The 23240-nt window shown below is 39.5% G+C and carries 20 protein-coding genes, 1 riboswitch and 1 other annotated feature; of the genes, 9 read left to right on the forward strand and 11 right to left on the reverse strand.

Features of this window, described 5'->3' with window-relative positions:
* Window positions 1–310 precede the first annotated feature (310 nt).
* A complete protein-coding gene (locus UtA1_RS05250; RefSeq protein WP_096550273.1) occupies window positions 311–1819 on the reverse strand; it encodes a coiled-coil domain-containing protein in 1509 nt (502 codons plus the stop codon).
* A 235-nt stretch (window positions 1820–2054) separates the two neighbouring features.
* Here UtA1_RS05250 and UtA1_RS05255 point away from each other — a divergent pair, with 235 nt between their 5' ends.
* From UtA1_RS05255 to UtA1_RS05265, 3 genes are all read left to right on the forward strand, one after another.
* Window positions 2055–3353 carry a Y-family DNA polymerase gene (locus UtA1_RS05255; RefSeq protein WP_096550274.1) on the forward strand — a complete coding sequence of 433 codons (1299 nt, stop codon included), beginning with the start codon at window positions 2055–2057 and terminating at the stop codon, window positions 3351–3353.
* A 198-nt stretch (window positions 3354–3551) separates the two neighbouring features.
* Window positions 3552–3869: a YolD-like family protein gene (locus UtA1_RS05260; protein ID WP_016837326.1), complete on the forward strand. Its 318-nt coding sequence runs from the start codon at window positions 3552–3554 to the stop codon at window positions 3867–3869.
* Between the two features lie 143 nt (window positions 3870–4012).
* The gene (locus UtA1_RS05265) at window positions 4013–4966 is read left to right on the forward strand and encodes an NAD-dependent epimerase/dehydratase family protein (protein WP_096550275.1); all 954 of its coding nucleotides are present in this window, start codon (window positions 4013–4015) and stop codon (window positions 4964–4966) included.
* Window positions 4967–5135: 169 nt separating this feature from the next.
* On the opposite strand, the gene UtA1_RS17050 is transcribed toward UtA1_RS05265, so the two are convergent.
* The 8 genes from UtA1_RS17050 to UtA1_RS05305 form a co-directional block, all read right to left on the reverse strand.
* A complete protein-coding gene (locus UtA1_RS17050) occupies window positions 5136–5279 on the reverse strand; it encodes a hypothetical protein (protein WP_172597779.1) in 144 nt (47 codons plus the stop codon).
* Between the two features lie 455 nt (window positions 5280–5734).
* Window positions 5735–6898: a tryptophan synthase subunit beta gene (trpB, locus tag UtA1_RS05275; protein ID WP_096550276.1), complete on the reverse strand. Its 1164-nt coding sequence runs from the start codon at window positions 6896–6898 to the stop codon at window positions 5735–5737.
* Between the two features lie 55 nt (window positions 6899–6953).
* The gene (gene trpA / locus UtA1_RS05280; RefSeq protein ID WP_016837323.1) at window positions 6954–7733 is read right to left on the reverse strand and encodes a tryptophan synthase subunit alpha; all 780 of its coding nucleotides are present in this window, start codon (window positions 7731–7733) and stop codon (window positions 6954–6956) included.
* Window positions 7730–8917, reverse strand: a complete 1188-nt coding sequence (gene trpB / locus UtA1_RS05285) for a tryptophan synthase subunit beta (protein ID WP_096550277.1) — start codon at window positions 8915–8917, stop codon at window positions 7730–7732. The genes trpA and trpB (UtA1_RS05285) overlap by 4 nt, the downstream gene beginning before the upstream one ends.
* Window positions 8918–8939: 22 nt before the next feature.
* Window positions 8940–9551, reverse strand: a complete 612-nt coding sequence (locus tag UtA1_RS05290; RefSeq protein WP_016837321.1) for a phosphoribosylanthranilate isomerase — start codon at window positions 9549–9551, stop codon at window positions 8940–8942.
* A gap of 4 nt (window positions 9552–9555) precedes the next feature.
* The gene (trpC, locus tag UtA1_RS05295; protein WP_096550278.1) at window positions 9556–10344 is read right to left on the reverse strand and encodes an indole-3-glycerol phosphate synthase TrpC; all 789 of its coding nucleotides are present in this window, start codon (window positions 10342–10344) and stop codon (window positions 9556–9558) included.
* Window positions 10344–11378, reverse strand: a complete 1035-nt coding sequence (trpD, locus tag UtA1_RS05300) for an anthranilate phosphoribosyltransferase (RefSeq protein WP_096550279.1) — start codon at window positions 11376–11378, stop codon at window positions 10344–10346. Before trpD ends, trpC begins: the two co-directional genes overlap by 1 nt.
* A 94-nt stretch (window positions 11379–11472) precedes the next feature.
* Window positions 11473–11703 (reverse strand) — a binding site (T-box leader).
* Between the two features lie 319 nt (window positions 11704–12022).
* Entirely contained in the window at window positions 12023–12511 is a 489-nt protein-coding gene (locus tag UtA1_RS05305; RefSeq protein WP_016837317.1) for a QueT transporter family protein, read from the reverse strand.
* An 8-nt stretch (window positions 12512–12519) separates the two neighbouring features.
* Window positions 12520–12563, reverse strand: a riboswitch (PreQ1 riboswitch).
* Window positions 12564–12935: 372 nt separating this feature from the next.
* Here UtA1_RS05305 and UtA1_RS05310 point away from each other — a divergent pair.
* Genes UtA1_RS05310 through UtA1_RS05320 form a run of 3 tightly spaced genes read left to right on the forward strand, consistent with a single transcriptional unit; the run spans window position 12936 to window position 15811 of the window.
* The gene (locus tag UtA1_RS05310) at window positions 12936–13958 is read left to right on the forward strand and encodes an ABC transporter substrate-binding protein (protein ID WP_096550280.1); all 1023 of its coding nucleotides are present in this window, start codon (window positions 12936–12938) and stop codon (window positions 13956–13958) included.
* A 34-nt stretch (window positions 13959–13992) separates the two neighbouring features.
* On the forward strand, window positions 13993–15024 hold the full coding sequence (locus tag UtA1_RS05315; protein WP_096550281.1) for an ABC transporter permease: 1032 nt from the start codon (window positions 13993–13995) through the stop codon (window positions 15022–15024).
* Window positions 15017–15811 (forward strand): ABC transporter ATP-binding protein, encoded by a 795-nt coding sequence (locus UtA1_RS05320; RefSeq protein ID WP_096550282.1) that lies wholly within the window; start codon window positions 15017–15019, stop codon window positions 15809–15811. The genes UtA1_RS05315 and UtA1_RS05320 overlap by 8 nt, the downstream gene beginning before the upstream one ends.
* A gap of 168 nt (window positions 15812–15979) precedes the next feature.
* Here the strand turns inward: UtA1_RS05320 and ilvA are convergent, their stop codons facing one another.
* Window positions 15980–17239 carry a threonine ammonia-lyase IlvA gene (ilvA, locus tag UtA1_RS05325; protein WP_096550283.1) on the reverse strand — a complete coding sequence of 420 codons (1260 nt, stop codon included), beginning with the start codon at window positions 17237–17239 and terminating at the stop codon, window positions 15980–15982.
* 527 nt (window positions 17240–17766) lie between these two features.
* Between ilvA and UtA1_RS05330 the strand changes: the two genes are divergently transcribed.
* Both UtA1_RS05330 and UtA1_RS05335 read left to right on the forward strand, forming a co-directional pair.
* Window positions 17767–18981, forward strand: a complete 1215-nt coding sequence (locus UtA1_RS05330) for an IS110 family RNA-guided transposase (RefSeq protein ID WP_096550284.1) — start codon at window positions 17767–17769, stop codon at window positions 18979–18981.
* Window positions 18982–19518: 537 nt separating this feature from the next.
* Window positions 19519–20799, forward strand: coding sequence for an IS4 family transposase (locus UtA1_RS05335; RefSeq protein WP_232019937.1), 1281 nt, complete (start codon window positions 19519–19521; stop codon window positions 20797–20799).
* 344 nt (window positions 20800–21143) lie between these two features.
* Here UtA1_RS05335 and UtA1_RS05340 read toward each other — a convergent pair whose 3' ends face one another.
* Window positions 21144–22496, reverse strand: a complete 1353-nt coding sequence (locus UtA1_RS05340; protein ID WP_096550286.1) for a YjiH family protein — start codon at window positions 22494–22496, stop codon at window positions 21144–21146.
* A gap of 339 nt (window positions 22497–22835) precedes the next feature.
* On the opposite strand from UtA1_RS05340, the gene UtA1_RS05345 reads away from it, so the two are divergent.
* The gene (locus UtA1_RS05345) at window positions 22836–23132 is read left to right on the forward strand and encodes a hypothetical protein (protein WP_096550287.1); all 297 of its coding nucleotides are present in this window, start codon (window positions 22836–22838) and stop codon (window positions 23130–23132) included.
* The last annotated feature ends 108 nt before the right edge of the window (window positions 23133–23240 follow it).

The following is a 23240-nucleotide window of genomic DNA, read 5'->3' on the forward strand; positions in this document are numbered from 1 at the left end:
CTTGTGCGAATAGGGTGTCCGCTTGTTCGAATAGCGCGGCAACTTGTTCGGATAACACGTCCGCTTGTTCAGATAGCGCGTCAACTTGTGCGAATAGGGTGTCCTCTTGTTCGGATAGCGTGTCACTTGTTCGAATAGCGCGGCAACTTGTTCGGATAACACGTCCTCTTGTTCGAATAGCGCGGCAACTTGTTCGGATAACACGTCCGCTTGTTCGGATAGCGTGGCAACTTGTGCGAATAGGGTGTCCGCTTGTTCAGATAGCGCGGCAACTTGTGCGAATAGGGTGTCCTCTTGTTCGGATAGCGTGTCACTTGTTCGAATAGCGCGTCAACTTGTTCGGATAACACGTCCGCTTGTTCAGATAGCGCGGCAACTTGTTCGGATAACACGTCCGCTTGTTCGGATAGCGTGTCAACTTGTGCGAATAGGGTGTCCTCTTGTTCGAATAGCGCGGCAACTTGTTCGGATAACACGTCCTCTTGTTCAGATAGCGCGTCAACTTGTGCGAATAGGGTGTCCGCTTGTTCAGATAGCGTGGCAACTTGTGCGAATAGGGTGTCCTCTTGTTCGAATAGCGCGGCAACTTGTGCGAATAGGGTGTCCTCTTGTTCGAATAGCGCGGCAACTTGTTCGGATAGCGTGTCACTTGTTCGAATAGCGCGGCAACTTGTGCGAATAGGGTGTCCGCTTGTTCAGATAGCGTGGCAACTTGTGCGAATAGGGTGTCCTCTTGTTCGAATAGTGTGGCAACTTGTTCGGATAACACGTCCTCTTGTTCAGATAGCGCGTCAACTTGTGCGAATAGGGTGTCCGCTTGTTCAGATAGCGTGTCAACTTGTGCGAATAGGGTGTCCTCTTGTTCGAATAGCGCGGCAACTTGTTCGGATAACACGTCCGCTTGTTCAGATAGCGTGGCAACTTGTGCGAATAGGGTGTCCGCTTGTTCAGATAGCGTGGCAACTTGTGCGAATAGGGTGTCCGCTTGTTCAGATAGCGTGGCAACTTGTGCGAATAGGGTGTCCTCTTGTTCGAATAGCGTGGCAACTTGTGCGAATAGGGTGTCCTCTTGTTCGAATAGCGCGGCAACTTGTTCGGATAACACGTCCTCTTGTTCAGATAGCGTGGCAACTTGTGCGAATAGGGTGTCCGCTTGTTCAGATAGCGTGGCAACTTGTGCGAATAGGGTGTCCGCTTGTTCAGATAGCGTGGCAACTTGTGCGAATAGGGTGTCCGCTTGTTCAGATAGCGTGGCAACTTGTGCGAATAGGGTGTCCGCTTGTTCAGATAGCGTGGCAACTTGTGCGAATAGGGTGTCCTCTTGTTCGAATAGCGTGGCAACTTGTGCGAATAGGGTGTCCTCTTGTTCGAATAGCGCGGCAACTTGTTCGGATAACACGTCCGCTTGTTCGGATAGCGCGGCAACTTGTGCGAATAGGGTGTCCGCTTGTTCAGATAGCGTGGCAACTTGTGCGAATAGGGTGTCCGCTTGTTCAGATAGCGTGGCAACTTGTGCGAATAGGGTGTCCTCTTGTTCGAATAGCGTGGCAACTTGTGCGAATAGGGTGTCCTCTTGTTCGAATAGCGCGGCAACTTGTTCGGATAACACGTCCTCTTGTTCAGATAGCGTGGCAACTTGTGCGAATAGGGTGTCCGCTTGTTCAGATAGCGTGGCAACTTGTGCGAATAGGGTGTCCGCTTGTTCAGATAGCGTGGCAACTTGTGCGAATAGGGTGTCCTCTTGTTCGAATAGCGTGGCAACTTGTGCGAATAGGGTGTCCTCTTGTTCGAATAGCGCGGCAACTTGTTCGGATAACACGTCCGCTTGTTCGGATAGCGCGGCAACTTGTTCAGATAAAATGTTCCCTTGTGCAGATAACCCCTCAACTTATCTAAATAGCATGTCCGCTTGTGAAGGTAACATCCTCAATCCAATCCCCAACCTTATCCTCCTATTTCCACATAATCTCACTTGTCGTCTCAATGGTCTCGTTTTAAAATGAGTTATAGAACAAATGTTCCCTTCGTATGATAAAATAGGGAGGTGGTTAAGTATGCGCATAAATACATTCAACTACACGAACTTTAGCCCAGAAGAATTATATCAACATCTCCCAAACCGTTCGATCATTTGCATTGATATGCGTTGCTTTTATGCTAGTTGCATGGCGATGCTTCACAATTTAAATCCAATGGAAGTGCCGATAGCGGTGGTGGGCAATTTTGAGCAAAAGGGCAGTATCGTGCTTGCTGCATCACCACCGATGAAGAAGCGTTTTGGCATCAAAACCGGATCTCGGCTTTATGAAATACCCAAACATCCAGACATTAAATTGTTCGAACCGAAAATGGAATTTTTCGTGCAAATGTCGATGGAGATTACGAATTTAATTAACCAATTCGTACCGAAAGAAGCGATTCATGTATATAGCATTGATGAAAGTTTTGTTGATTTAACAGGCACGGAAAAACTTTGGGGGCCACCTGAAAAAACTGCCAAATACATTCAAGAAAGAATATATAGCCAGTTTCAAATTCCGAGTGCGGTAGGGATGGGGCCGAATATGCTCATGGCAAAACTAGCTCTTGATTTAGAGGCGAAGAAAACAGAATTTGCTCAATGGACGTATGAAGATGTTCCGAAAAAATTATGGCCTGTGGCGCCCCTTTCTGAAATGTGGGGAATTGGTCGACGCACGGAACGCACGTTAAATAATATGGGCATTTTCAAAGTAGGAGATTTAGCGCAAACCGATTTACAACTGCTGGAAAAGCGCTTCGGTATTTTAGGAAATCAATTGTACTATCACGCTTGGGGAATTGACTTATCCCCTCTTGGTGCGCCACTTGCAGAAGGGCAAATTAGCTTCGGCAAAGGGCAAGTGCTTATGCGGGATTATCGCATACGCAGCGAAATTCTTACCGTCATTTTAGAAATGTGTGAAGATGTGGCGCGGCGAGCAAGGGAAGCGTATCAAGTAGGAAGAACGGTTTCTCTTGGTGTGAATTACAGCAAAGATGCCTTTGGAGGAGGATTTTATCGCTCCCGAACAATCGATGAACCAACGAATGATACGATGAAAATTTATGAAGTATGCAAAGAATTGCTTGATGAGTTTTATGACGAACGCCCTGTAAGACAACTTGCTATCAGTCTCTCTAAACTTGAAACGGAACGCTCCATGCAATTAAGTTTTTTTGACCAGCAAAAATGGAAAAGGCGAAAACTTGGCGCGGTAATGGATACTTTGCGCTCTAAAATAGGGCCCACTGCTGTGCTTCGTGCGGTTTCTTATACAGAAGCAGGAACGGCCCTTGAGAGAGCTCAACTTCTTGGTGGACATAAGAAATAGAAGGAGGACGCGGCTTGTTGTGTGTATGTCTGAGAAGACGGCGGATTAACTCCTCGGCGAATATAACAAATTGTAGAGGTATGTTCCCTAGCAAGAGGCGGATTATCTCTTCGAACGAAGAGAAAAAGAAAGAAACTTGCTATGCCCAAACACACCTCCAACGACCTGCAACAAATGGAGTATAAAAGGGGTGAGAAAGTGATTCGAGATCGTGGAAATATTAAATGGAATGCCATGATGCTTCCGGAACATGTGAAAGTACTCCGGGAATGGAGAGAAAAAGATAAATATGAAGAAAAACCAACTCTTGATGAAGGGGCATTGCAAGATTTAAACGAACAGCTGCTCATTGCCTTCACCAATCGCTATGAAGTCGAATTAAAAATTTGGCACAAGGGGCGCATCTTCAAAGCGACAGGGAAGATTGCCAAGCTCCATGCTGAACATGGCTGTACATTCGAAGATGGCCGCACCTTCTCCTTTGAATCGATCTATGGCATTACGATTATGGAATAAAAATAGAAAAATCCCTTCCTCTAGTCAAAAGAATAGCCCAACAAAAAGCACTGGCATATAAATAGTTTACAACATAATTTATATTGTTCGCGAATCGTGAGAATGTCGCTTTTAAGCCTGTAATTCACCAGAGGAGGGGCAAGATGAAAAGAATTCTTGTAACAGGTGCGCTTGGACAGATTGGTTCGGAATTGGTGAGAAAACTCAGATTTGAATACGGAAAAGATAATGTACTAGCAACGGATATTCGAGAAGACAAAAATCATGACGGTCCCTTTGAAGTGTTGGATGTGCTCGATGCATTAAAAATGTACGAAGTGGCGAAAAGATTTAATGCAGATACGATGATTCATTTGGCAGCATTGCTTTCCGCAACGGCAGAAATTAAACCAATCCTTGCATGGGAATTAAATATGGGCGGTTTATTAAATGCGTTAGAGGTTTCAAAAGAATTAAACATGCAATTGTTTAATCCGAGTTCTATTGCAGTCTTTGGACCAACTACTCCGAAAATCGATACACCACAAGAAACATTGCAACGGCCGACGACCATGTATGGCCTGAATAAAGTAGCAGGAGAATTGCTATGCGATTATTATCACTTACGCTACGGTGTTGATGTAAGAGGTCTTCGATTCCCAGGTTTAATTTCACCAGGAACACCACCTGGAGGAGGAACGACGGATTATGCGGTGGAAATTTATCATAAAGCGGTAAATGAGGGAAGTTATACTTCTTATATTGCAGAAGGAACATATATGGATATGATGTATATGCCTGATGCATTGAATGCGATTGTGGATTTAATGGAAGCAGATCCTGCCAAACTAACTGTTCGCAATGCCTATAATATCTCCGCAATGAGCTTTGATCCATCAGAGATTGCAGCGGAAATCAAAAAACATATTCCTCATTTTGAAATTAAATATGACGTCGATCCGGTGCGGCAAAGTATTGCGGAAAGTTGGCCAAATTCCATCGATTCTTCCCGAGCGATTGCTGACTGGGGATTCAAGGCAACTTATGATTTAACGACAATGACAATCGATATGCTTGATAAAATCGGTGGAGGCATTAAAAGCAAAACGACACTATAACACGTAAAAGGGATTTTATTTATATATGATACGTAAAGAAAAAGGAGAGTTGGAAGTTCCGAAACTTTGCGACTTTTCTTAACGAAAAAATTGCAATCGAGTAGGAGGGAGCGATTAACTCCCGTCCTCTCACACCACCGTACGTACGGTTCCGTATACGGCGGTTCAATTAAGATGATTGACGCAAGTCTTTATAACTTCCGTGAATAGCTGTTCTCTTTATGCCAGTGGTCACTCCACCCTCCAAGAGGTCTCCCACGGGATTCACCGCTTCCTTCCTCAAGTGAGGTACTACGTTTTCTGTGTTCATCATGACTCACTGAATGCCAAGGGCTATTCTCTCTTAATTGTTCGGTCCTTCTTAGTAGTTCTAAACCAACTAATACTATGACCTCTGCTGACTTCTGACGGTTCAGCTACTTATCACTAAGTAGGTTATGAAGCGTACTTCACATATCCGCCAGACCTCCCCGGGTAAGAATGTAATCTTTCCTTCCATCTATCTGCTTCATTTACTCTGTACCACCTTTGGCAGAAAGGACTTTGTTTTGTTTAGCAAACTCATCCAATGATACCTAGCCTTATATGAAGTTCGTGTTCCTCAGACCGGAAGTTTGCCGCTCGCTTCCTTCAGATTCCGCGTCACCACGGACACCCTTGCGTTAAGCTAACTGTTACTTCTGCCTTCACAGTTCGGGACTTACACCCTATAGATTACACCCATGCCAGGCGCACTAAGAAAAGGGGAGTTCGAATTCGAACAGCCCCTTATTTTTTCAGCAATTCAAATACTTGTTGTACATCTTTATCACCACGGCCAGAAATATTAACGATAATGCTATCTTCAGGTGATAAAGTAGGTGCCAATTTCAGAGCATAGGCAACGGCGTGAGAGCTTTCAAGAGCTGGAATAATACCTTCCGTTTTGGATAACGTTTGGAATGCTTCTAATACTTCTTCGTTTGTGACCGCAACATACTCGCCGCGGCCTGTTTCATGCAAGTAGGCGTGTAGTGGTCCAACACCTTGATAATCTAAACCGGCAGCGATGGAATTTGTATCGAGCAAGTTGCCTTCTTCATCTTGAAGGACATAGCTTTTGAAGCCGTGAAGGATGCCAGGAGAACCTTTCGTAAGGGTTGCAGCGCCTGCAGGTTCCACACCGATTAAGCGCACATTTTCATCATTAATATAATGGGAGAAAGCACCAGCTGCATTGCTGCCCCCACCGACAGCAGCGATAATAGCTGTTGGAAGTTTGCCTTCTCTTTCTAAATGTTGAGCGCGGCTTTCACGGCTAATCACGGATTGGAAATGTTCCACAATTTCAGGATATGGAGTAGGGCCTACAGCAGAGCCTAGCAAATAGAAAGTATTTTCATAGTTATTAACTAAATCAAGGAAGGCTTCATCTACCGCTTCTTTTAATAAGCCGTTTCCTTTATCCACCGCAACTACTTGAGCACCGAGAAGCTCCATGCGGAACACATTTAAAGCTTGGCGCTTCGTGTCCTTTGCGCCCATGTAAATCGTGCATTCCATTCCGAACATCGCAGCAGCTGTCGCAGTGGCAACTCCGTGTTGTCCAGCTCCCGTTTCAGCGATGATTCTTTTAGCTCCCATACGTTTGGCAAGCAAAATTTGGCCAAGCACATTGTTTAATTTATGGGAGCCCGTATGGTTTAAATCTTCCCGTTTTAAATAAATTTTTGCTCCGCCTAATTTTTCCGTTAAGTTTTTAGCAAAGTAAAGGGGAGTTTCGCGGCCAGCATATTCTTTTAAGTAATAGTTTAGTTCTTCATTGAAAGCTGGGTCGTCTTTAACTTTCCCAAATTCTTCTGCAATTCGGTCGAGCACTTTTTGTACCTCATCTGGAACAAAGCTGCCACCAAAATCTCCATAGTAACCATTTTTAATTAAAGTTTTGCTCAAGATTTACAACTCCTTTTTCAAAGTGTTGATTTTGTCACAAAAACAGTCAATATGTTCACAAAATCTGTACCTTCGAAGCTTTCACAAGACTTTCAATTGTATCCCAATCATCTTTTGCTAAACTGTCAACGATTTTACTGCCGACAATAACACCGCTTGTAAAGGTGCCGAATTGTTTAACCTGTTCAGGGGTGGAAATGCCGAACCCTGCTAAAACAGGCGTATCTGTATAGCTTTGAATTTTTTTAAAGTGGCTTTCTAAGTCGCCTTCGAAAGTGGAGCGAGCACCAGTGATTCCATTAACTGTCACCGCATAAATAAATCCTTCGCTTGCTTTTGTAAGCTTTTCAATTCGCTCTGGCGTACTTGTCAATGAAACAAGCTGAACTAAGTCAACGCCATATGCCTTAAGTGAAGGGTGAACGATAGTACTTTCTTCTAGTGGCATATCTGGAATAATGACGCCGCGAATGCCTGCCTCATAAGCATCTTTTGCAAATGCATCGATTCCGTAGGCTAAAATCGGGTTTAAATAGGTCATTGCCACTAATGGAACGGTAATTTCATCTGCGAAAGAGGCAAGAGTTTCAAGTACTTTTCGTAATGTTGTGCCCTTTGCTAATGCTCTTACAGCAGCCTCTTCAATCGTCGGTCCATCCGCTACAGGGTCGGTGAAGGGGATGCCCACTTCAATCGCAGTGACTCCTAGTTGTTGCAATTTCAAAATCGTCGGTTTCAACGTATCAAGCCCGCCATCGCCAGCCATTATGTAAGGAATAAAAGCTTTATGGCCTAGGCGAGTTGCTTCTACAATTGCTTCAGTTAATTGGCTCATGATAAGTCACCTCCAAGGGCATCAAAAATTGTATGAACGTCTTTATCTCCACGGCCGGATAAACAAACGACGATAATCTGATCTTGGTTCATTGTTTTTGCAAGTTCAGTAGCATAATAAACGGCATGGGCGCTCTCTAAAGCAGGGAGAATCCCTTCTGTTTGGCAAAGAAGTTTAACCGCCGCAAGCGCTTCTTCATCAGTTGCCATGACATATTGGGCGCGGCCAGTTTCATACAAATAGCAATGTTCTGGGCCGACTCCCGGATAGTCAAGCCCTGCGGAAATGGAGTGAGCTTCTTGTACAAATCCGTCATCATCTTGCAATAAGTACATATAAGCGCCATGCAATACACCCGTTTTTCCACCGTTAATAGCAGCTGCATGTTTTCCGGTTTCAAAGCCTTTTCCGGCAGCTTCCACACCGTATAGAGCAACCTCTTGATTTTCAACGAAAGGATAGAACATACCAATGGAGTTGCTGCCACCTCCGATGCAAGCAACAACAGCATCAGGCAGTCGGTTTTCCTTTCCGATAATTTGTTTTTTCGTTTCATCGCCAATGATCCGCTGGAAGTCGCGGACAATTGTAGGGAAGGGGTGTGGCCCCATGGCAGAGCCTAAAATGTAGTGGGTTGTTTCGACATTTGTCACCCAGTAACGCAACGCTTCGTTGACCGCATCTTTTAATGTTCTTGAGCCTTTATCGACAGCCACCACTTTTGTACCTAAAAGTTCCATGCGGAATACGTTCAATGCTTGACGCTTTACATCTTCTGCTCCCATGAAGACGATGCATTCCATGTTGAGTAGGGCGCAGGCAGTTGCAGTTGCGACACCATGTTGACCAGCTCCTGTTTCGGCAACAATTTTTGTTTTGCCCATCCGTTTTGCAAGCAATGCCTGGCCAAGAGCGTTGTTAATTTTGTGGGCTCCTGTGTGATTTAAATCTTCTCGTTTTAAATAAATTTTTGCGCCGCCACAATGCTCAGTAAGTCGTTCTGCAAAGTAAAGGGGCGTTTCTCTGCCAACGTAATTTTTTAAATAGTAGTGAAGTTCCTGTTGGAAAGACTCATCATGTTTATATTGTTCATAAGCTTCTTCAAGTTCCAGTAAGGCTGTCATTAATGTTTCCGGAACAAATTGACCGCCAAAACGACCGAACTTGCCTTTTACTTTCGTCATGTCATTTAGCTCCTTTAACCGTTTATTGTAAAGTTGTTGCTGCTTGGATGAATGATTGAATCAGTTCACAATTTTTCTTTCCATCTTGCTCAACGCCGCTTGAAACATCTACAGCGAAAGGGTGTACCGCTGCAATCGCCTGCTGCACGTTCAAAGCATTCAGTCCTCCTGCAAGTATTACTTTCTCTTTAGGGATGGAAAGTTGATCAAGTAAAGACCAATCAAATGCTTTACCACTCCCGCCAGCGAAATCTGTTCCGGGAGCATCGAATAAATAGTAATCTACGTTGTACTTGCTAGCTTTTTCAACATCGCTAAGCTCGCGGATGGAAAAAGCTTTGATAGAAGGGAGTCCTAGTTTTTCGATAAAAGTTGGTTCTTCATTGCCATGATATTGAATGAAATCGAGTGGTACTTTTTCAAAAGCTTCTTTCACTTCATCTTCTGTCGGATTGACAAATACACCAACTTTTTTCACATGTTTCGGTACTATTTGTGAAAGTTCACAGGCCTTTCTGATGGAAATTTGTCTTTTGCTTGGCGCAAACACAAAGCCTAAAAAATTCGCTCCTGCAGCAACTGCACAATGCACGTGAACTTTTTCTTTTAATCCGCAAATTTTCACTTTTGTCATCGCTCTACATCCTTAAGGGAGGAAGTTTTATTTGGAAAGATTTTAATGTCTCTTCCACATTGCCGCTTCTCATCAACGATTCGCCGACAAGAATTCCACGGGCTCCCGCTTTAGCAACACGTTCGGCATCCACTGTTTCAAAAATGCCGCTTTCACTAATAAAGGCAATGTTATCAATTCGATTGATTGTTTCTGCCAACTTTTCAGTTTGAGCCAAGTCTACTTGGAATGTTTTTAAATCTCTGTTATTGACGCCAATCAATTTTGGATGAAGGCAAAGGGCTCGTTTCAGTTCTTCCTCGCTGTGTACTTCAACAAGTACCTCCAATCCTAAACTGATTGCGTACTCATACAATTCTGATAATGTTTCATCATCTAATGCAGCGACGATCAGAAGAATGACCGATGCACCAGCATGAAGTGCATAATCGATTTGAGCTTTATCGATGATGAAATCTTTATTTAAAATTGGAGTATCTACATGATTTGCAATGCTGGCCAAGTCTTCAAAAGATCCTTTGAAAAACTTTTCTTCCGTTAAAACAGAGATGCATGCTGCACCAGCTTGTGCATATCGTTTTGCTTGTTTTACTGGGTCGGCGTTCTCATTTATGATGCCTTTAGAAGGGGAGGCTCGCTTCATTTCTGCAATAATTTGAAGAGTGTCAGATTTTCGTAATGCATCGTACAATGATGGCCGTTTTTTTAAAGGAATGTCCCATTGGGGCTTTGATTCTTTCAATTTTGAAAGAATCGCTTTTTTATGTTCAATTATCATATCTAAAATCGTCATTAAATTGCTTGCTCCTTTATTGTGTTTTGGCTAAATTCAATCACTGCTTCTAGTTTCTTATAAGCACGACCGGATTCGATGGCATCACGAGCCATGGAAACACCTTCTTTCAATGTTTCGGCAATGCCGTATGCGAAGAAACCGAGAGCTGAATTTAAAACGACTGCATCATAGTATGGCGAGCGTTTTCCTTTCAATAATTCTTTTAATATTTCAGAATTTTCTTCCGGTGTACCACCACGGAGGTGTGATATCGATGCAGGTTGTAAACCCAGTTCTTCAATGTTGATGGTGAAAGGTTTAATTTCGCCATTTTCCAACAGGGCAGAACGGTTTCGGTGGTCGAGAGAAGCTTCATCCATGCCTTGTGATCCTGAAATAACGATAGCTCGCTTTCTCCCTAAAATACTTAATACTTTTGCATATTCCTCCACGAAATCTGGACGATTAATGCCGACTAGTTGAACCTCTAAGTCAACAGGATTTGTTAAGGGGCCAACTAAGTTGAAAATGGTTGGCTTACCAATTGCTCGACGAACTTCACCGATGCGTTTCAGTTTTGGATGAACGGCCGGGGCATATAGAAAAGTGATTCCTTCTTGTTCCAATAACTGTACGGACTCATGGACAGTAAAATCTGTATGAATGCCTAGTGCTTGTAGGACATCGGCACTTCCAGAAGAACTAGAAATTTTCCGATTGCCGTGTTTTGCAACTTTGACACCACTACTGGCTAACACAAAGGCAGAAGTTGTACTGATGTTGAAAGTTTTCAGACCGTCGCCCCCAGTACCGCAAATATCGATATAAGTACCTTTTGTGACAGGGAAATGAATGGCATTGGATTTCATCACGATGGAAAGGGCGGCAATTTCCTCCGCTGTTTCACCTTTTTCATGAAGTGCTACTAAAAATTCAGCAATTGCTTCTTTTGGTGTTTCCTCGTTAAAGATGATTTCTACCGCTTGAATCATATCGTCATAAGATAAGTTTTCTTTTTCTTGAACACGTTTTGTAAAAACATGAATGTTCATTCTATCATCCTCCAAATTTAAAATTTGAAGTTTAGATAGAATAGCCGGTGGGAGAAATAAAAAAACCTCTGCAAAAGGGCATGAAAACCCATTTGCAGAGGACGACCTTGCTGCCGCGTTGCCACCTCTATTGAAGCAGTTATGACTTCCACCTCGGTGTGCTCACTGTCGTGAACACTTCCCAATAACGCGGGAAAGACGTCAACCACTTGCGCAGTTGCTCTCGTAAGGCCCATTCACGAAAAGGAATGCACTAGTTTCCACCAACCACTAGCTCTCTATCGCATTACACATTTCGCTACTTTTCCTTACTCATCAATTTTGCTCGGCTATTCTCAACTAAACTCAGACTCTGCTCAACTAAGCTACCGGTGCGGTGATTGTGCTTCCACAACCTTTCTCCGCCACGTTTGATTGCAGTATATTTTATTCTGAAATTGTATGAATGTCAATAATTTTCGGTAAATTCGGGAAGGAAAATGTTATTCGAATAAATAAGTATTTTCGAATTGATAAATTGCTAAATTCAAAAAAATAATTACTGATTGTAAAAATCCATCAAATCCAAAAGAGTTCGTTCGTTTTTAATCCTAGTATAAAAAAATAGCACAGACTGTACATTAGTCTGTGCTACTAGTTTTATATTATTGATCGATTAAATTTTTGAAATTTAATCGTTTATCTAGCAATTGCATAATTGGAATGCCGATTAGTAAAACAACCGCTTCACCAATGGCTGTAGTTAACCACGAAAGCCAGAAGGGAAGCTCTAACGCTAACTTTAATTCTAAAGCGATAATCCACATCATGAATGTGAAGACAAATGAGTTAATCAACATACGATAGGCGATGTTTTTCACATATTTGCTAACGATGATAAGAATCGTTAAGCAAATAACGGAGTGGGCTACTCCGAAGACTAAATCAAACCAGCCTAGAGGTGAAAATAAGTTTGATATAAATACGCCTAATACAACACCTAGCATATAGCGAGGGTTAAAGGCAATTAGGTGGTTAAAGATTTCAGCGATGCGAAATTGAATATCGCCAAAGCTTAAAAATGATAGCGTATACGTTACCGCAATATAAAGTGCAGCTATGATTGCGGACATTGCCATAAATTTTGTTTTCATTAAATTTTCACTCCTTAGTTTTTTATCGTGGGATTTCGCGAACCACGGTGTGATAAGCACACAAAATATAATTCTATCATAAACAAAAAGAAAATCAAATTTAGCTTTGGAAAAAATTAACGATGATAAAGGGAAGATTTCGTACAACAAAATAAAGTTCACAATTTTGTCACAAAATATTCATTATTTCAAAAAAACAATTTATTCTAGAAAATCCTCGTAATTTAGCGATTTAAAGCGATAAATTAATATTACTAAAGTAATAAAAAGAATTTTCTTAAATTCAGAACATTCCTAATGTTATTGACTCTTGAACGATGAGAATGTAATATATCGTTAAACTCTAGCTTTATTTGAATAAAGTGAAAATATTTTTTATTCGAAATTGTTAGTAATTTTTCGAAGGATAGTGGGGGATATTTGTATGAAAAGTAGCATGAAAAAACTATCATTTTTGCTCTTTGGTTTAATGTTGCTTCTAGCTGCTTGTGGCGGCGGCGGTAATGATACATCTGAATCGAGCGAAAACAACACAGAAAACGAAACAACAGAAGAAGTAAAAAATTATAAGATTGGTGTAACACAAATTGTTGAACATCCATCTTTAAACGCTGCATATCAAGGATTCCAAGATGCATTGAAAGATGCTGGTTTAAATGTTGAATATGATTATCAAATTGCACAAAACGATAATAGTTTGAATACGCAAATTGCACAAAACTTAGCAAGTGCAGGAGTAGATTTGATTTTCGCCAACTCCACTCCATCTGCACAAGCTGCTAAAAATGTAACAACTGAAATTCCAATTGTTTTTACATCTGTAACAGATCCGGTTGCAGCTCAATTAATTGATTCGATTGAATCACCTGGTGCAAACGTTACTGGTACGATTGACTTGCACCCAGAAGCAATTAAAACAACGGTAGAATTCATGAAAGACGCTTTAGACGTTAAATCAATCGGAATGGTTTACAACGCAGGTGAACAAAACTCAGTAGCTCAAGTAAACCAAGTGAAAGAGATTGCTGATTCATTAGGTTTAAAAGTAGAAGGTGCTACTGTATCTCAAAGTTCAGAGATCAAACAAGCTGCAGAATCTTTAATCGGAAAAGTTGATGCATTTTATATCATTACAGATAACACAGTCGTATCCGCTCTAGAATCTATTATTCAAGTAGCAGATAGCAATAAACTACCGCTTGTTGTTGGTGAATTTGACTCTGTAAGACGCGGCGGATTGTTGGCATTTGGTTTCGAGTATTACGATATCGGATATCAAGCTGGTGAAATGGCTGCAAAAATCTTAAAAGGTGAAGCGACACCTGCAGATATTCCAGCAGAATATCCAAATACATTGAAATTAGTAATGAATAAAGATGCAATTGAGAAACTTGGTCTTGAAGTGAAAGACGAGTGGGAAGCTGAGCTTGTCGAAACACAACAATAAAATATTTTCAACATGTTAGGAGAGATGATTCAATATGTTTACAGCAATGTTCGGTGCAGTTGAGCAAGGAATCATCTACGCAATAATGGCACTCGGAGTGTATCTAACATTCCGAGTGTTAGATTTTCCAGACTTGACGGTAGATGGTAGCTTTGTTTCGGGTGCGGCTACAGCTGCAACAATGATTGTTTTAGGTTATCACCCAATATTAGCTACGTTAGCAGCGATTGTCGTAGGATTTATTGCAGGATGTATCACTGGTTTGCTCCATACAAAAGGAAACATTAATCCGCTCCTTGCCGGGATTATTATGATGATTGGCCTCTATTCCGTAAACCTGCGAATTATGGGCTTCTCAAGTGAAAATGCAGCGAGCCTTCCGAACGTTCCTCTACTAAATAGTGAAACAATCTTCACTAAAATTTATTCTTTCTGGGAACATTTAGGGATTGATGCATTTTTCAATAACATTTTGACGAGTTTAGGAGTAAAAAATCTTCCACAAACTTGGGAAATACTTTTTGTCATGATAATTCTTACAACAGCAATTAAGTTCATAGTGGATTGGTTCCTCAAAACAGAGATTGGTCTAGCGATTCGAGCTACGGGGGATAACAAACGAATGATTCGCAGTTTTTCAGCGAATACGGACACTTTAATTATTTTAGGTGTTGGATTATCGAATGGGTTAGTAGCGTTAGCGGGGGCTTTAATCGCCCAATATAATAAATATTCCGATGCGACAATGGGGATCGGGATGATTACAGTCGGTCTAGCATCGGTCATTATCGGTGAAGCGATTTTTGGAACGAAATCAATCATGCGCATTACTTTTGCGGTAATAGTTGGAGCAATTGTTTATCGGATTGTACTTGCGATTGCATTGCGAGTGCCATTCCTCGATGCAAGTGATATGAAATTGATTACAGCCATTATTGTAATCTTAGCGTTAGTAGTTCCACAAATGATTGATAAGCAAAAAGATAAGAAGCGGAAGGCGAAGCGACTGCAAGAAAAGTTAGCCGCTGCCCAACTAGAAAAGCAAGGAGGTGATCACCTTGCTTAAGCTAGAAGGCATTAACAAAATTTTTAATGAAGGTACACCAGATGAAAAGGTGGCATTGAATAATATCAATCTTCATTTAAAACCAGGAGATTTCGTAACAGTTATCGGAAGTAATGGTGCGGGAAAGTCAACGATGATGAATATGATTTCTGGGGTATTAAAACCAGATGTTGGAAAAGTATGGATAGACGGAAAAGACGTAACCCATTTACCTGAATACAAGCGTTCTCACTATATCGGGCGCGTTTTTCAAGATCCGATGGCGGGTACTGCACCATCTATGACAATTGAGGAAAATCTTGCAATTGCTTATGCTCGAAACGCCAATCGTTCATTGCGATTAGGCGTGAATCGACAACGACGTGACTTCTTCCGCACGTCTCTTGAGAAATTGCATTTGAATTTAGAAAATCGCTTAAATGCAAAAGTAGGATTGCTATCCGGTGGGGAAAGACAGGCATTGTCATTATTGATGGCAACATTTACGCAACCTGCGATTCTATTACTAGATGAGCATACGGCAGCTCTTGACCCATCACGAGCAGAATTGATTACGAACTTAACAAAGCAATTGGTAGAAGAAAATCATTTAACAACGTTAATGGTAACGCACAACATGCAACAAGCTATCGATTTAGGCAATCGTTTAATTATGATGGATAAAGGGCAAATCATTTTAGAAGTAGATGAAGTTCAAAAACCAAACTTAACAATTCCAGACTTAATGGCTGAATTCGAACTCATCCGCGGTGAAAAAATGAATTCTGACCGAGCGTTGTTGGGGTAATTAATGTTGATACAGCCAACTCTTATTATAAGGGTTGGTTTTTATTTTTTTAAATGCCAAAATAAAAATGAATACTATCCTTCCAACTTGAAAAAAATAATACAAAATCTGTTAATAAAATTTAAAACCCGGGCGTTGATCACATTAAACGCTCGGGTTTCTTTTTTGTTAAATCAACAATCCAAATAAAGTGCTGTCTTTATTCACTTCTTTAAACTCAAAACCATTCACTCGCATGCGATCGATTAAGCCTTCATAATCTTCCGGCTTGCTTACTTCAATTCCGACTAGTGCAGGACCTTCTTCTTTATTGTTTTTCTTCGTATATTCAAATCGGATAATATCATCATTAGGGCCGAGAACAACCGTTAAGAATTGGCGTAATGCTCCTGCGCGTTGAGGGAAGTTGACGATAAAGTAGTAAAGCAAACCTTCATATAATAATGATTTTTCTTTAATCTCTTGCATACGGCTGATATCATTATTGCCACCTGTAATAATCGCAACGGCCGTTTTTCCTTTTAGCTGATCCGCAAAAAAATCAAAGGCGGATACTGGTAATGCGCCGGATGGTTCTGCAATGATAGCGTGTTTATTATATAAGTCAAGAATAGTTGTACTTACTTTTCCTTCCGGTATTGTAATAATATCATCTAAATATTTGCGGCAAATTTCATAAGTTTTTTGCCCAACAGATTGAACTGCTGTACCGTCGCAAAACTTATCAATTTTTTCTAAAGTGACAGGTCCGCCATTTTCAAAGGCTGCTTTCATACTTGGAGCGCCTTCTGGTTCAACCCCAATCACTTTTGTATGTGGTGAAATGTTTTTAATATAGGCAGCAACTCCGCTCATTAATCCTCCGCCACCGATACCTCCAAATACAAAATCAAGAGGTTCTTCAATGTCATTTAAAATTTCTACGCCCAATGTGCCTTGTCCAGCGATAATATCATAATCATCAAAAGGATGAATAAAGATCATTTCATGTTCCAAACAATAATCCATCGCTGCATTTGCTGAATCATCAAATGTATCGCCAGTTAACACAATCTCCACATAATCGCGACCGAACATGCGCACTTGGTCGACTTTTTGTTTTGGAGTTGTCAACGGCATGAAAATGGTTCCTTTAATCTTTAAATGAGCACAAGAATAAGCTACCCCTTGGGCATGATTGCCGGCGCTGGCGCAAACAACACCTCTTGCACGTGCTTCATCTTCAACTTTTTTAATTTTATAATAAGCACCCCGTAACTTAAAGGAGCGCACTGATTGTAAATCTTCACGTTTTAAATAAATATTCGCACCGTACTTTTCTGACAGATATTCATTTTTTTGCAATGGCGTATGAATTACTACATCTTTTAATTGGTGCTGTGCTTTTAAGATGTTTTCAACAGTAAAGCTTTTATCCGCAACTTCCATTTTAAATTTAACCTCCGTTAGTTCCAGCATTTATTTATTTTAACATAAGATTCGGTATTTTATGAGATTTATAAATACCATACTGTAAAGTCCCTTATATGTACATGATTTCATACATAAAACTTTTGAAATATAAATAATATACAGAATAGTCTAAAGACAGCTTTTAAAAAAATCAAGGTATAAATCGATAAAAAAAGAAAAAAATTTGTTTATTTAAAACGTTAAAGTGTTAAAGTTATTTGAATAATCCATATGCTTCCATAAGTAGGAGCCGTATTTAAAAAAACATACTAAGATTAGTAGTACAAACCAAGGCCAAGGTTTGTGCTACTATTTTTTATAGTAGAAGTGAAGAAAAGTCGACCAGTCTCAGGGATCTTTGAATCCGTATTAAAAACTGGCTAACTTCACACCCTTATGCGAATCAGTTTAGTATGTTGGGTCCATAGAGATCGTGTATAAGAAAGTGGAATCGATAAGGTCATGTGAAGACTTCTATGAATTGGCAAAGAAGGGGTAATGGAATGAAACATGTTATTGGTTTAGATGTTAGTAAAGGAAAGAGTACAGTAACGATCTATGATAGTTATCGTCAGTGCAAATATGAAGGTGAAATCAATCATACACGAAGAGATTTTGAACAATTGCATAAGCGAATAGTAGATATTACATCACTTGATGACCAAGCACCAGACATTGTATTTGAAGCAACAGGTGTTTATTCAAAACCGATTGAAGCATTTTTAAAAGATTACGGTTATGCATATTGTCGGATGAATCCCCTTGAAGCGAACTTACAAATGGCGAAGATGCGTCGACATAAAACCGATATAAGCGATGCTCATGAATTAGCCAAAACACATTTTAAAATGGAGAGAGAACCAACCTATATCCAAGATGATTATTATGAGCAGATGCGTGCATTGACACGTTATTATGATGAAATTGATGAAGAAATGATTTTATTAAAAAATCGTATGCATTCCATTTTACAATTGAGTTTTCCAGAATTAGAAAAAATGCTGACACCAAATTCTGCACTATTTTTAAATATAGTACAACTATACCCTCACCCAACACTTGTTTTAGCTCACTCTAAAACTGTCATTAAGAATCGCCTAAAAGCGAATACAAGAAAGAACCTTTCTTTAGAACGTGCAGAGAAAAAAGCAATTGCTTTATTAGAAGCTGCTCAAAATAGTTATCCAGCGATTAAATCTACCGATGTGCGATGTGAACAAGTCCGTGATTACGCAAATCGAATAGCAGAATTAAAGGATAAAAAAGAAGCACTTGTCCAACAAATGATTACTTTATCAAAAGATCGAAAAGAGTATATGGTTTTACGTTCCATCCCTGGTATCGGTGATTCTACTGCTTGTAGATTAATTGGGGAAATGGGTGATATTCGTCGCTTTCAAAATGCTAAACAATTGAATGCTTATGCGGGAATTGATATTATGCGCTATCAATCGGGGAATACACAGTATCATGATCGTATTAATAAAAGAGGTAACAAACACTTGCGAAAGCTTTTATATTTTATGGTGTGTGCCATGATTATGAAGAAGAAAGATAAACCGAATCATTTTGTAGATTACTATTATAAATTAAAAACACAACCTCAGAGAAAGCCTCATAAGGTTGCGATTATCGCCTGTATCAATAAATTTTTAAAAGTGACGTTCCAGTTACTGACACATGGCATTTTATACGATTATGAAACTGCCTTAAGTTAAATAATCGATTAACTACACTATACCATAAATGACCTTTCGAAAAAATTAAAAATCGTTAGGTCTTTTTGGCATGCCAAAATTTAGTTGTAGTTGTGAGGGGGTACCCCCTCACAACTACAACTAAAATAAAAACATATACAAATTAATAAAATATACTTGACTGATCGTAAGAAACGAGGCTGGGATATAACTAATAAAGTGAACGAGCTGCAAAAAGATTTTTTGTAAAAAATTGATTGGAGTGACGGGGCGAGTGCTCCTGTCGCGCACGCTTAGTCGCAAAGCGGAGCAAGCTCAAGGAAGTAAATTCAAAGCTTTCCTGCGACGAGCCCTCTCGAGACCCCGCAGGAGCGAAGGATTGAATCAGAGGAGGCTCGAGCCCAATGTCATCAACTTATATTTACAATTAATGGAAGTTTATTAAAATACCAATTTTTAATTTAATATTCACAAAGATAGGTAATAAGACTCTTGTGTTTTTAAAAAGTCCACCAAAATCGTTTTAGAAGCCAATTTTTGGTTAATAAAACGAGGATGGTGGTTTTTTTGAAATCAAAAAGTACTTTTTTAGGGGCAATTGAGATTACTCGAAAGATGCTGAATGATGTGATGTTTATGATTGAATCTCGAACAAAGGAAACGTACTTTACGCGAAAAGAAAAGAAGTTAAATTTCAAAAATACAATTTTATTTAATTTAAATTTTGTCAAAAAGAGTCTTCAGATTGAACTTGACGACTTTTTTGACAAGTTTAATTTATCAGATATTAGTATTTCTAAACAAGGCTATTCTGCTGCACGAAAGAAGGTTTCTCCCCTCGCTTTTGTAAAACTCTCAAAAGCGATTGTTAATTGGTATTATGAAGAAAATTCTTTTAAAACTTATCGTGGATTTAGGCTTTGCGCAATTGACGGAAGTGTATTACAAATACCTGACACCGAGGAACTTCGAAATTATTTTGGGTATGGAAGAAATCAAAGGTCAAGCTATGCAAGAGCTAGAGCCTCTTGTATCTATGATCTTGAAAATGGGATTATAATAACTTCTAAAATCGATCCTTATAAGGTAGCTGAGCGAGATAGTGCAAAGAATATGATTAAAGAACTCGTACAAACCGGATTGAAGAACGACCTAATTTTGTTTGATAGAGGTTATCCGTCAAGAGATTTTATCGCTTTTTTAGATGCCATTGGCATCAAGTATCTTATGCGATGTCAAAAAAATACGATAAAGGAAATTGTCGAAGCGAAGAAAGCTGATCAAATTATACAAATAACACATGAGGGCCAAGTGGTTAATGCTCGTGTAGTTAGGTTCTTACTAGATTCTGACACAGAAGAAATACTTGTCACAAATCTAATAGAGGAAGGCTTCAATATTTCTGAGTTCAAAACTCTTTATTTTAAACGCTGGGGAATTGAAACTGAGTATAATAACGTGAAAAATAAAATCGAAATAGAAAATTTTACGGGTGGTTCGAAAATCGCAATTGAACAAGATTTCTATGCATCAATATATTTATCGAATATGGTCAGTTTATTGAGAAATGATGCCAATGAAACAATTAATGAGGAGAGTAAGAAAAAAAGACGAAAACATGATTATCAAGTAAACACAAATATCTTAATAGGAAAATTAAAAGATAGGATGGTTCACTTATTATTAGAAGATTGTCCAATCAAAAGAGAGAGAATGTTTACAAAAATCATGAAAGTGATTATAAGAAATAAGACACCTATTCGGTTTGGGAGAAGCTACCCACGAAGGAATGGTCTGTCCTCAACAAAGTATCCCCTAAACCAAAAAAGGTGTCTATAAACAATACATAGGATAAATATAACCTATTTGTTTATTAAATGTAAATAAATTAGGGGCTTAAAAAATAAATATTTAAGCCTCGGGCATTCTATTGCCTTTTTTACCTAACTTTAGAAAATGATTAAAGCTATAAAGGATGATTTAATATTTTTAAAAGGAGGCAACCGGTGGTTGCCTAATAACTGTAAATTTTTGGTTCAATAACTTTATGACATTGGGCTCGAGCCGGGCCCGCGGAAAGCGTCCCCGGAACGGAAATCAATTCTACAATTATCAAAAAAACACCATTTTCTCCTGTGAGAAAATGGTGTTTTTTATATTTTGTCCCAAGCTCGTCACATAAGTTAAAAGATTAAGTGAGCGATGAAAGCAACTATCGGTATTGAAATGATTGTGCGAATTAAGAAGATAATAAACAAATCCCAAATTTTTAATGGAAGTTTTGTACCTAAAATCAAGCCACCAACTTCAGACATATAAATTAATTGCGTAACAGAAATTGTTGCGATAAAGAAACGAGTTAATTCAGACTCGATTCCAGCTCCTAATATAGAAGGAAGCAACATATCCGCGAATCCAATAATCATTGTTTGGGCAGCTTCGTCTGCGTAAGGAATTTGGAATAATTGCAAAATCGGTTCGAATGGCATTCCTAAAATTTTAAAGAAACTAGTATATTCTGCAAGAATTAATGCTATTGTACCGAATGCCATGATGACCGGTGTAATGGCAAACCACATTTCCAAAACATTTTTAAAGCCTGAGCGAACCACTTTTAATAAATTTCGATTGCTATGGGCTTTATCTAACGCATTTTGTAGGCCAAAAGTAAATGAATTAAATCCTTCCGGAACATCTTCACGGCGACTTTCTGGAGTAGATCCGTCAAAATTCGTATCCGGTTTATTTCGTAAAGGATAGATTCTTGGCATAATGACAGCCAAGATTAAACCAACTAAAATGACCGTACCGTAAAATTGCAAGAAATAATGGCCAAGATCTACCGTTTCAACAATCACAAAACAGAAAGTAATCGAAACGACGGAAAAGGTAGTGGCGATTGTAGCAGCCTCTCTCGCTGTATAGTTTCCTTGCTCATATTGTCTACTTGTGAGAAGCACACCAATTGTGCCGTCTCCAACCCAAGAAGCTAAACAGTCAATAGCAGCTCGTCCAGGAATTTTAAAAATGGGACGCATAATTTTTACCATCATGGAACCAAAAAATTCTAATAGCCCGAAATCTGTCAAAAGTGGCAACAGTAACCCGGCAAATAAGAACAATGAAAACATCATTGTTACTAAGCCGCCATCAGGATTTAATAACAAGCCAGATGTATTTTCACTAGTGAAGGCTTCCGGCCCGATTTGGAACAAATATAACGTTGCAAATACGACCGCTAAAACTCGCATTACTGTCCAGAATGCATGAGTACGGAATAAAGCATCGAAAATCGTCACTTTTCCTGATTGCGGTACAAAGTGCATCACAATAGATCCAACAGCAGCAATAATAAAGACAACATACGTAAACCAATGGATAAAGGTTACGATATTAGCAGAAAGACCGTTCGCCAAAAGTGCGATTGGAACCTTAAGTCCATCTGGCGTACTAACAGGAATAATGAATAAAAAGATACCTAAAATCGAAAGACATAAAAATAAAAACCATGTATATGGATGAAATTTTTTTGCCATAATAAACCCCTCATTAATTTTTGTTGCATATTTATACACTATAAATGGTATTTATACTGATGTCTATATAAATAGAAAAAATAATAGTATTTCGAAAATTTTATACTTTTTGTCTTTTATACTACACTAAAATAGCAAAAAACTGCATAAAAGAGAAGAGGGTAAATAAAAAAACACCATTTGTGAAAAAATGGTGTTTTTTTGATGTGCGCCCGGCATGTACATGAACTATAGGGTGTAAGTCCCGAACCCCGAAGACAGAAGTAGAGGTTAGCTCAACGAAAGGGTGTCCGTGGTGACGCGGAATCTGAAGGAAGCTGGAGGCAAAACACCGGTCAAATGTTAGCGGTATTAACTAAACGTGACGATATAGTAACGGCACATATGATTTATTTGTCAAAATTAGATGATATGGGCGTTAGTGAGAAAGAAAATGAGGAAACAATTCGCTTTGAAAGTCCTTTCAAATTTAATGGGGAAAAAGTTGTCGGATTAGTATTACCTAGGGTACAAAATTTAAAAAAAGGAAAAAAGGATCTACTGGAACTTTTAGTTTACTTTGCTGACATAGAGAAATGGAAATTAGAAGCTATGGAAGAAGTGAAGTACGATAAAATCAATATCTTGTTTTCTTAACTTGATTTTTGCAGAAACACGTAACGGATTTCAATAAAAAGTCTCGGAATTACTTTTCCCAGTATAACCATTTAAAGGTTTTTCTGGTACATTGGTTTATATTGATAT

The organism is Ureibacillus thermosphaericus (assembly GCF_002370195.2).
Classification (GTDB): domain Bacteria; phylum Bacillota; class Bacilli; order Bacillales_A; family Planococcaceae; genus Ureibacillus; species Ureibacillus thermosphaericus.

Coding starts and splice junctions, on each gene's coding strand:
- UtA1_RS05255 (WP_096550274.1), top strand. CDS start 2,055: ATGCGCATAAATACATTCAACTACACGAACTTTAGCCCAGAAGAATTA.
- UtA1_RS05265 (WP_096550275.1), top strand. CDS start 4,013: ATGAAAAGAATTCTTGTAACAGGTGCGCTTGGACAGATTGGTTCGGAA.
- UtA1_RS17050 (WP_172597779.1), bottom strand. CDS start 5,279: ATGATGAACACAGAAAACGTAGTACCTCACTTGAGGAAGGAAGCGGTG.
- trpA (WP_016837323.1), bottom strand. CDS start 7,733: ATGAGCCAATTAACTGAAGCAATTGTAGAAGCAACTCGCCTAGGCCAT.
- trpB (WP_096550277.1), bottom strand. CDS start 8,917: ATGACGAAAGTAAAAGGCAAGTTCGGTCGTTTTGGCGGTCAATTTGTT.
- UtA1_RS05290 (WP_016837321.1), bottom strand. CDS start 9,551: ATGACAAAAGTGAAAATTTGCGGATTAAAAGAAAAAGTTCACGTGCAT.
- trpC (WP_096550278.1), bottom strand. CDS start 10,344: ATGACGATTTTAGATATGATAATTGAACATAAAAAAGCGATTCTTTCA.
- trpD (WP_096550279.1), bottom strand. CDS start 11,378: ATGAACATTCATGTTTTTACAAAACGTGTTCAAGAAAAAGAAAACTTA.
- UtA1_RS05305 (WP_016837317.1), bottom strand. CDS start 12,511: ATGAAAACAAAATTTATGGCAATGTCCGCAATCATAGCTGCACTTTAT.
- UtA1_RS05310 (WP_096550280.1), top strand. CDS start 12,936: ATGAAAAGTAGCATGAAAAAACTATCATTTTTGCTCTTTGGTTTAATG.
- UtA1_RS05315 (WP_096550281.1), top strand. CDS start 13,993: ATGTTTACAGCAATGTTCGGTGCAGTTGAGCAAGGAATCATCTACGCA.
- ilvA (WP_096550283.1), bottom strand. CDS start 17,239: ATGGAAGTTGCGGATAAAAGCTTTACTGTTGAAAACATCTTAAAAGCA.
- UtA1_RS05330 (WP_096550284.1), top strand. CDS start 17,767: ATGAAACATGTTATTGGTTTAGATGTTAGTAAAGGAAAGAGTACAGTA.
- UtA1_RS05340 (WP_096550286.1), bottom strand. CDS start 22,496: ATGGCAAAAAAATTTCATCCATATACATGGTTTTTATTTTTATGTCTT.
- UtA1_RS05345 (WP_096550287.1), top strand. CDS start 22,836: ATGTTAGCGGTATTAACTAAACGTGACGATATAGTAACGGCACATATG.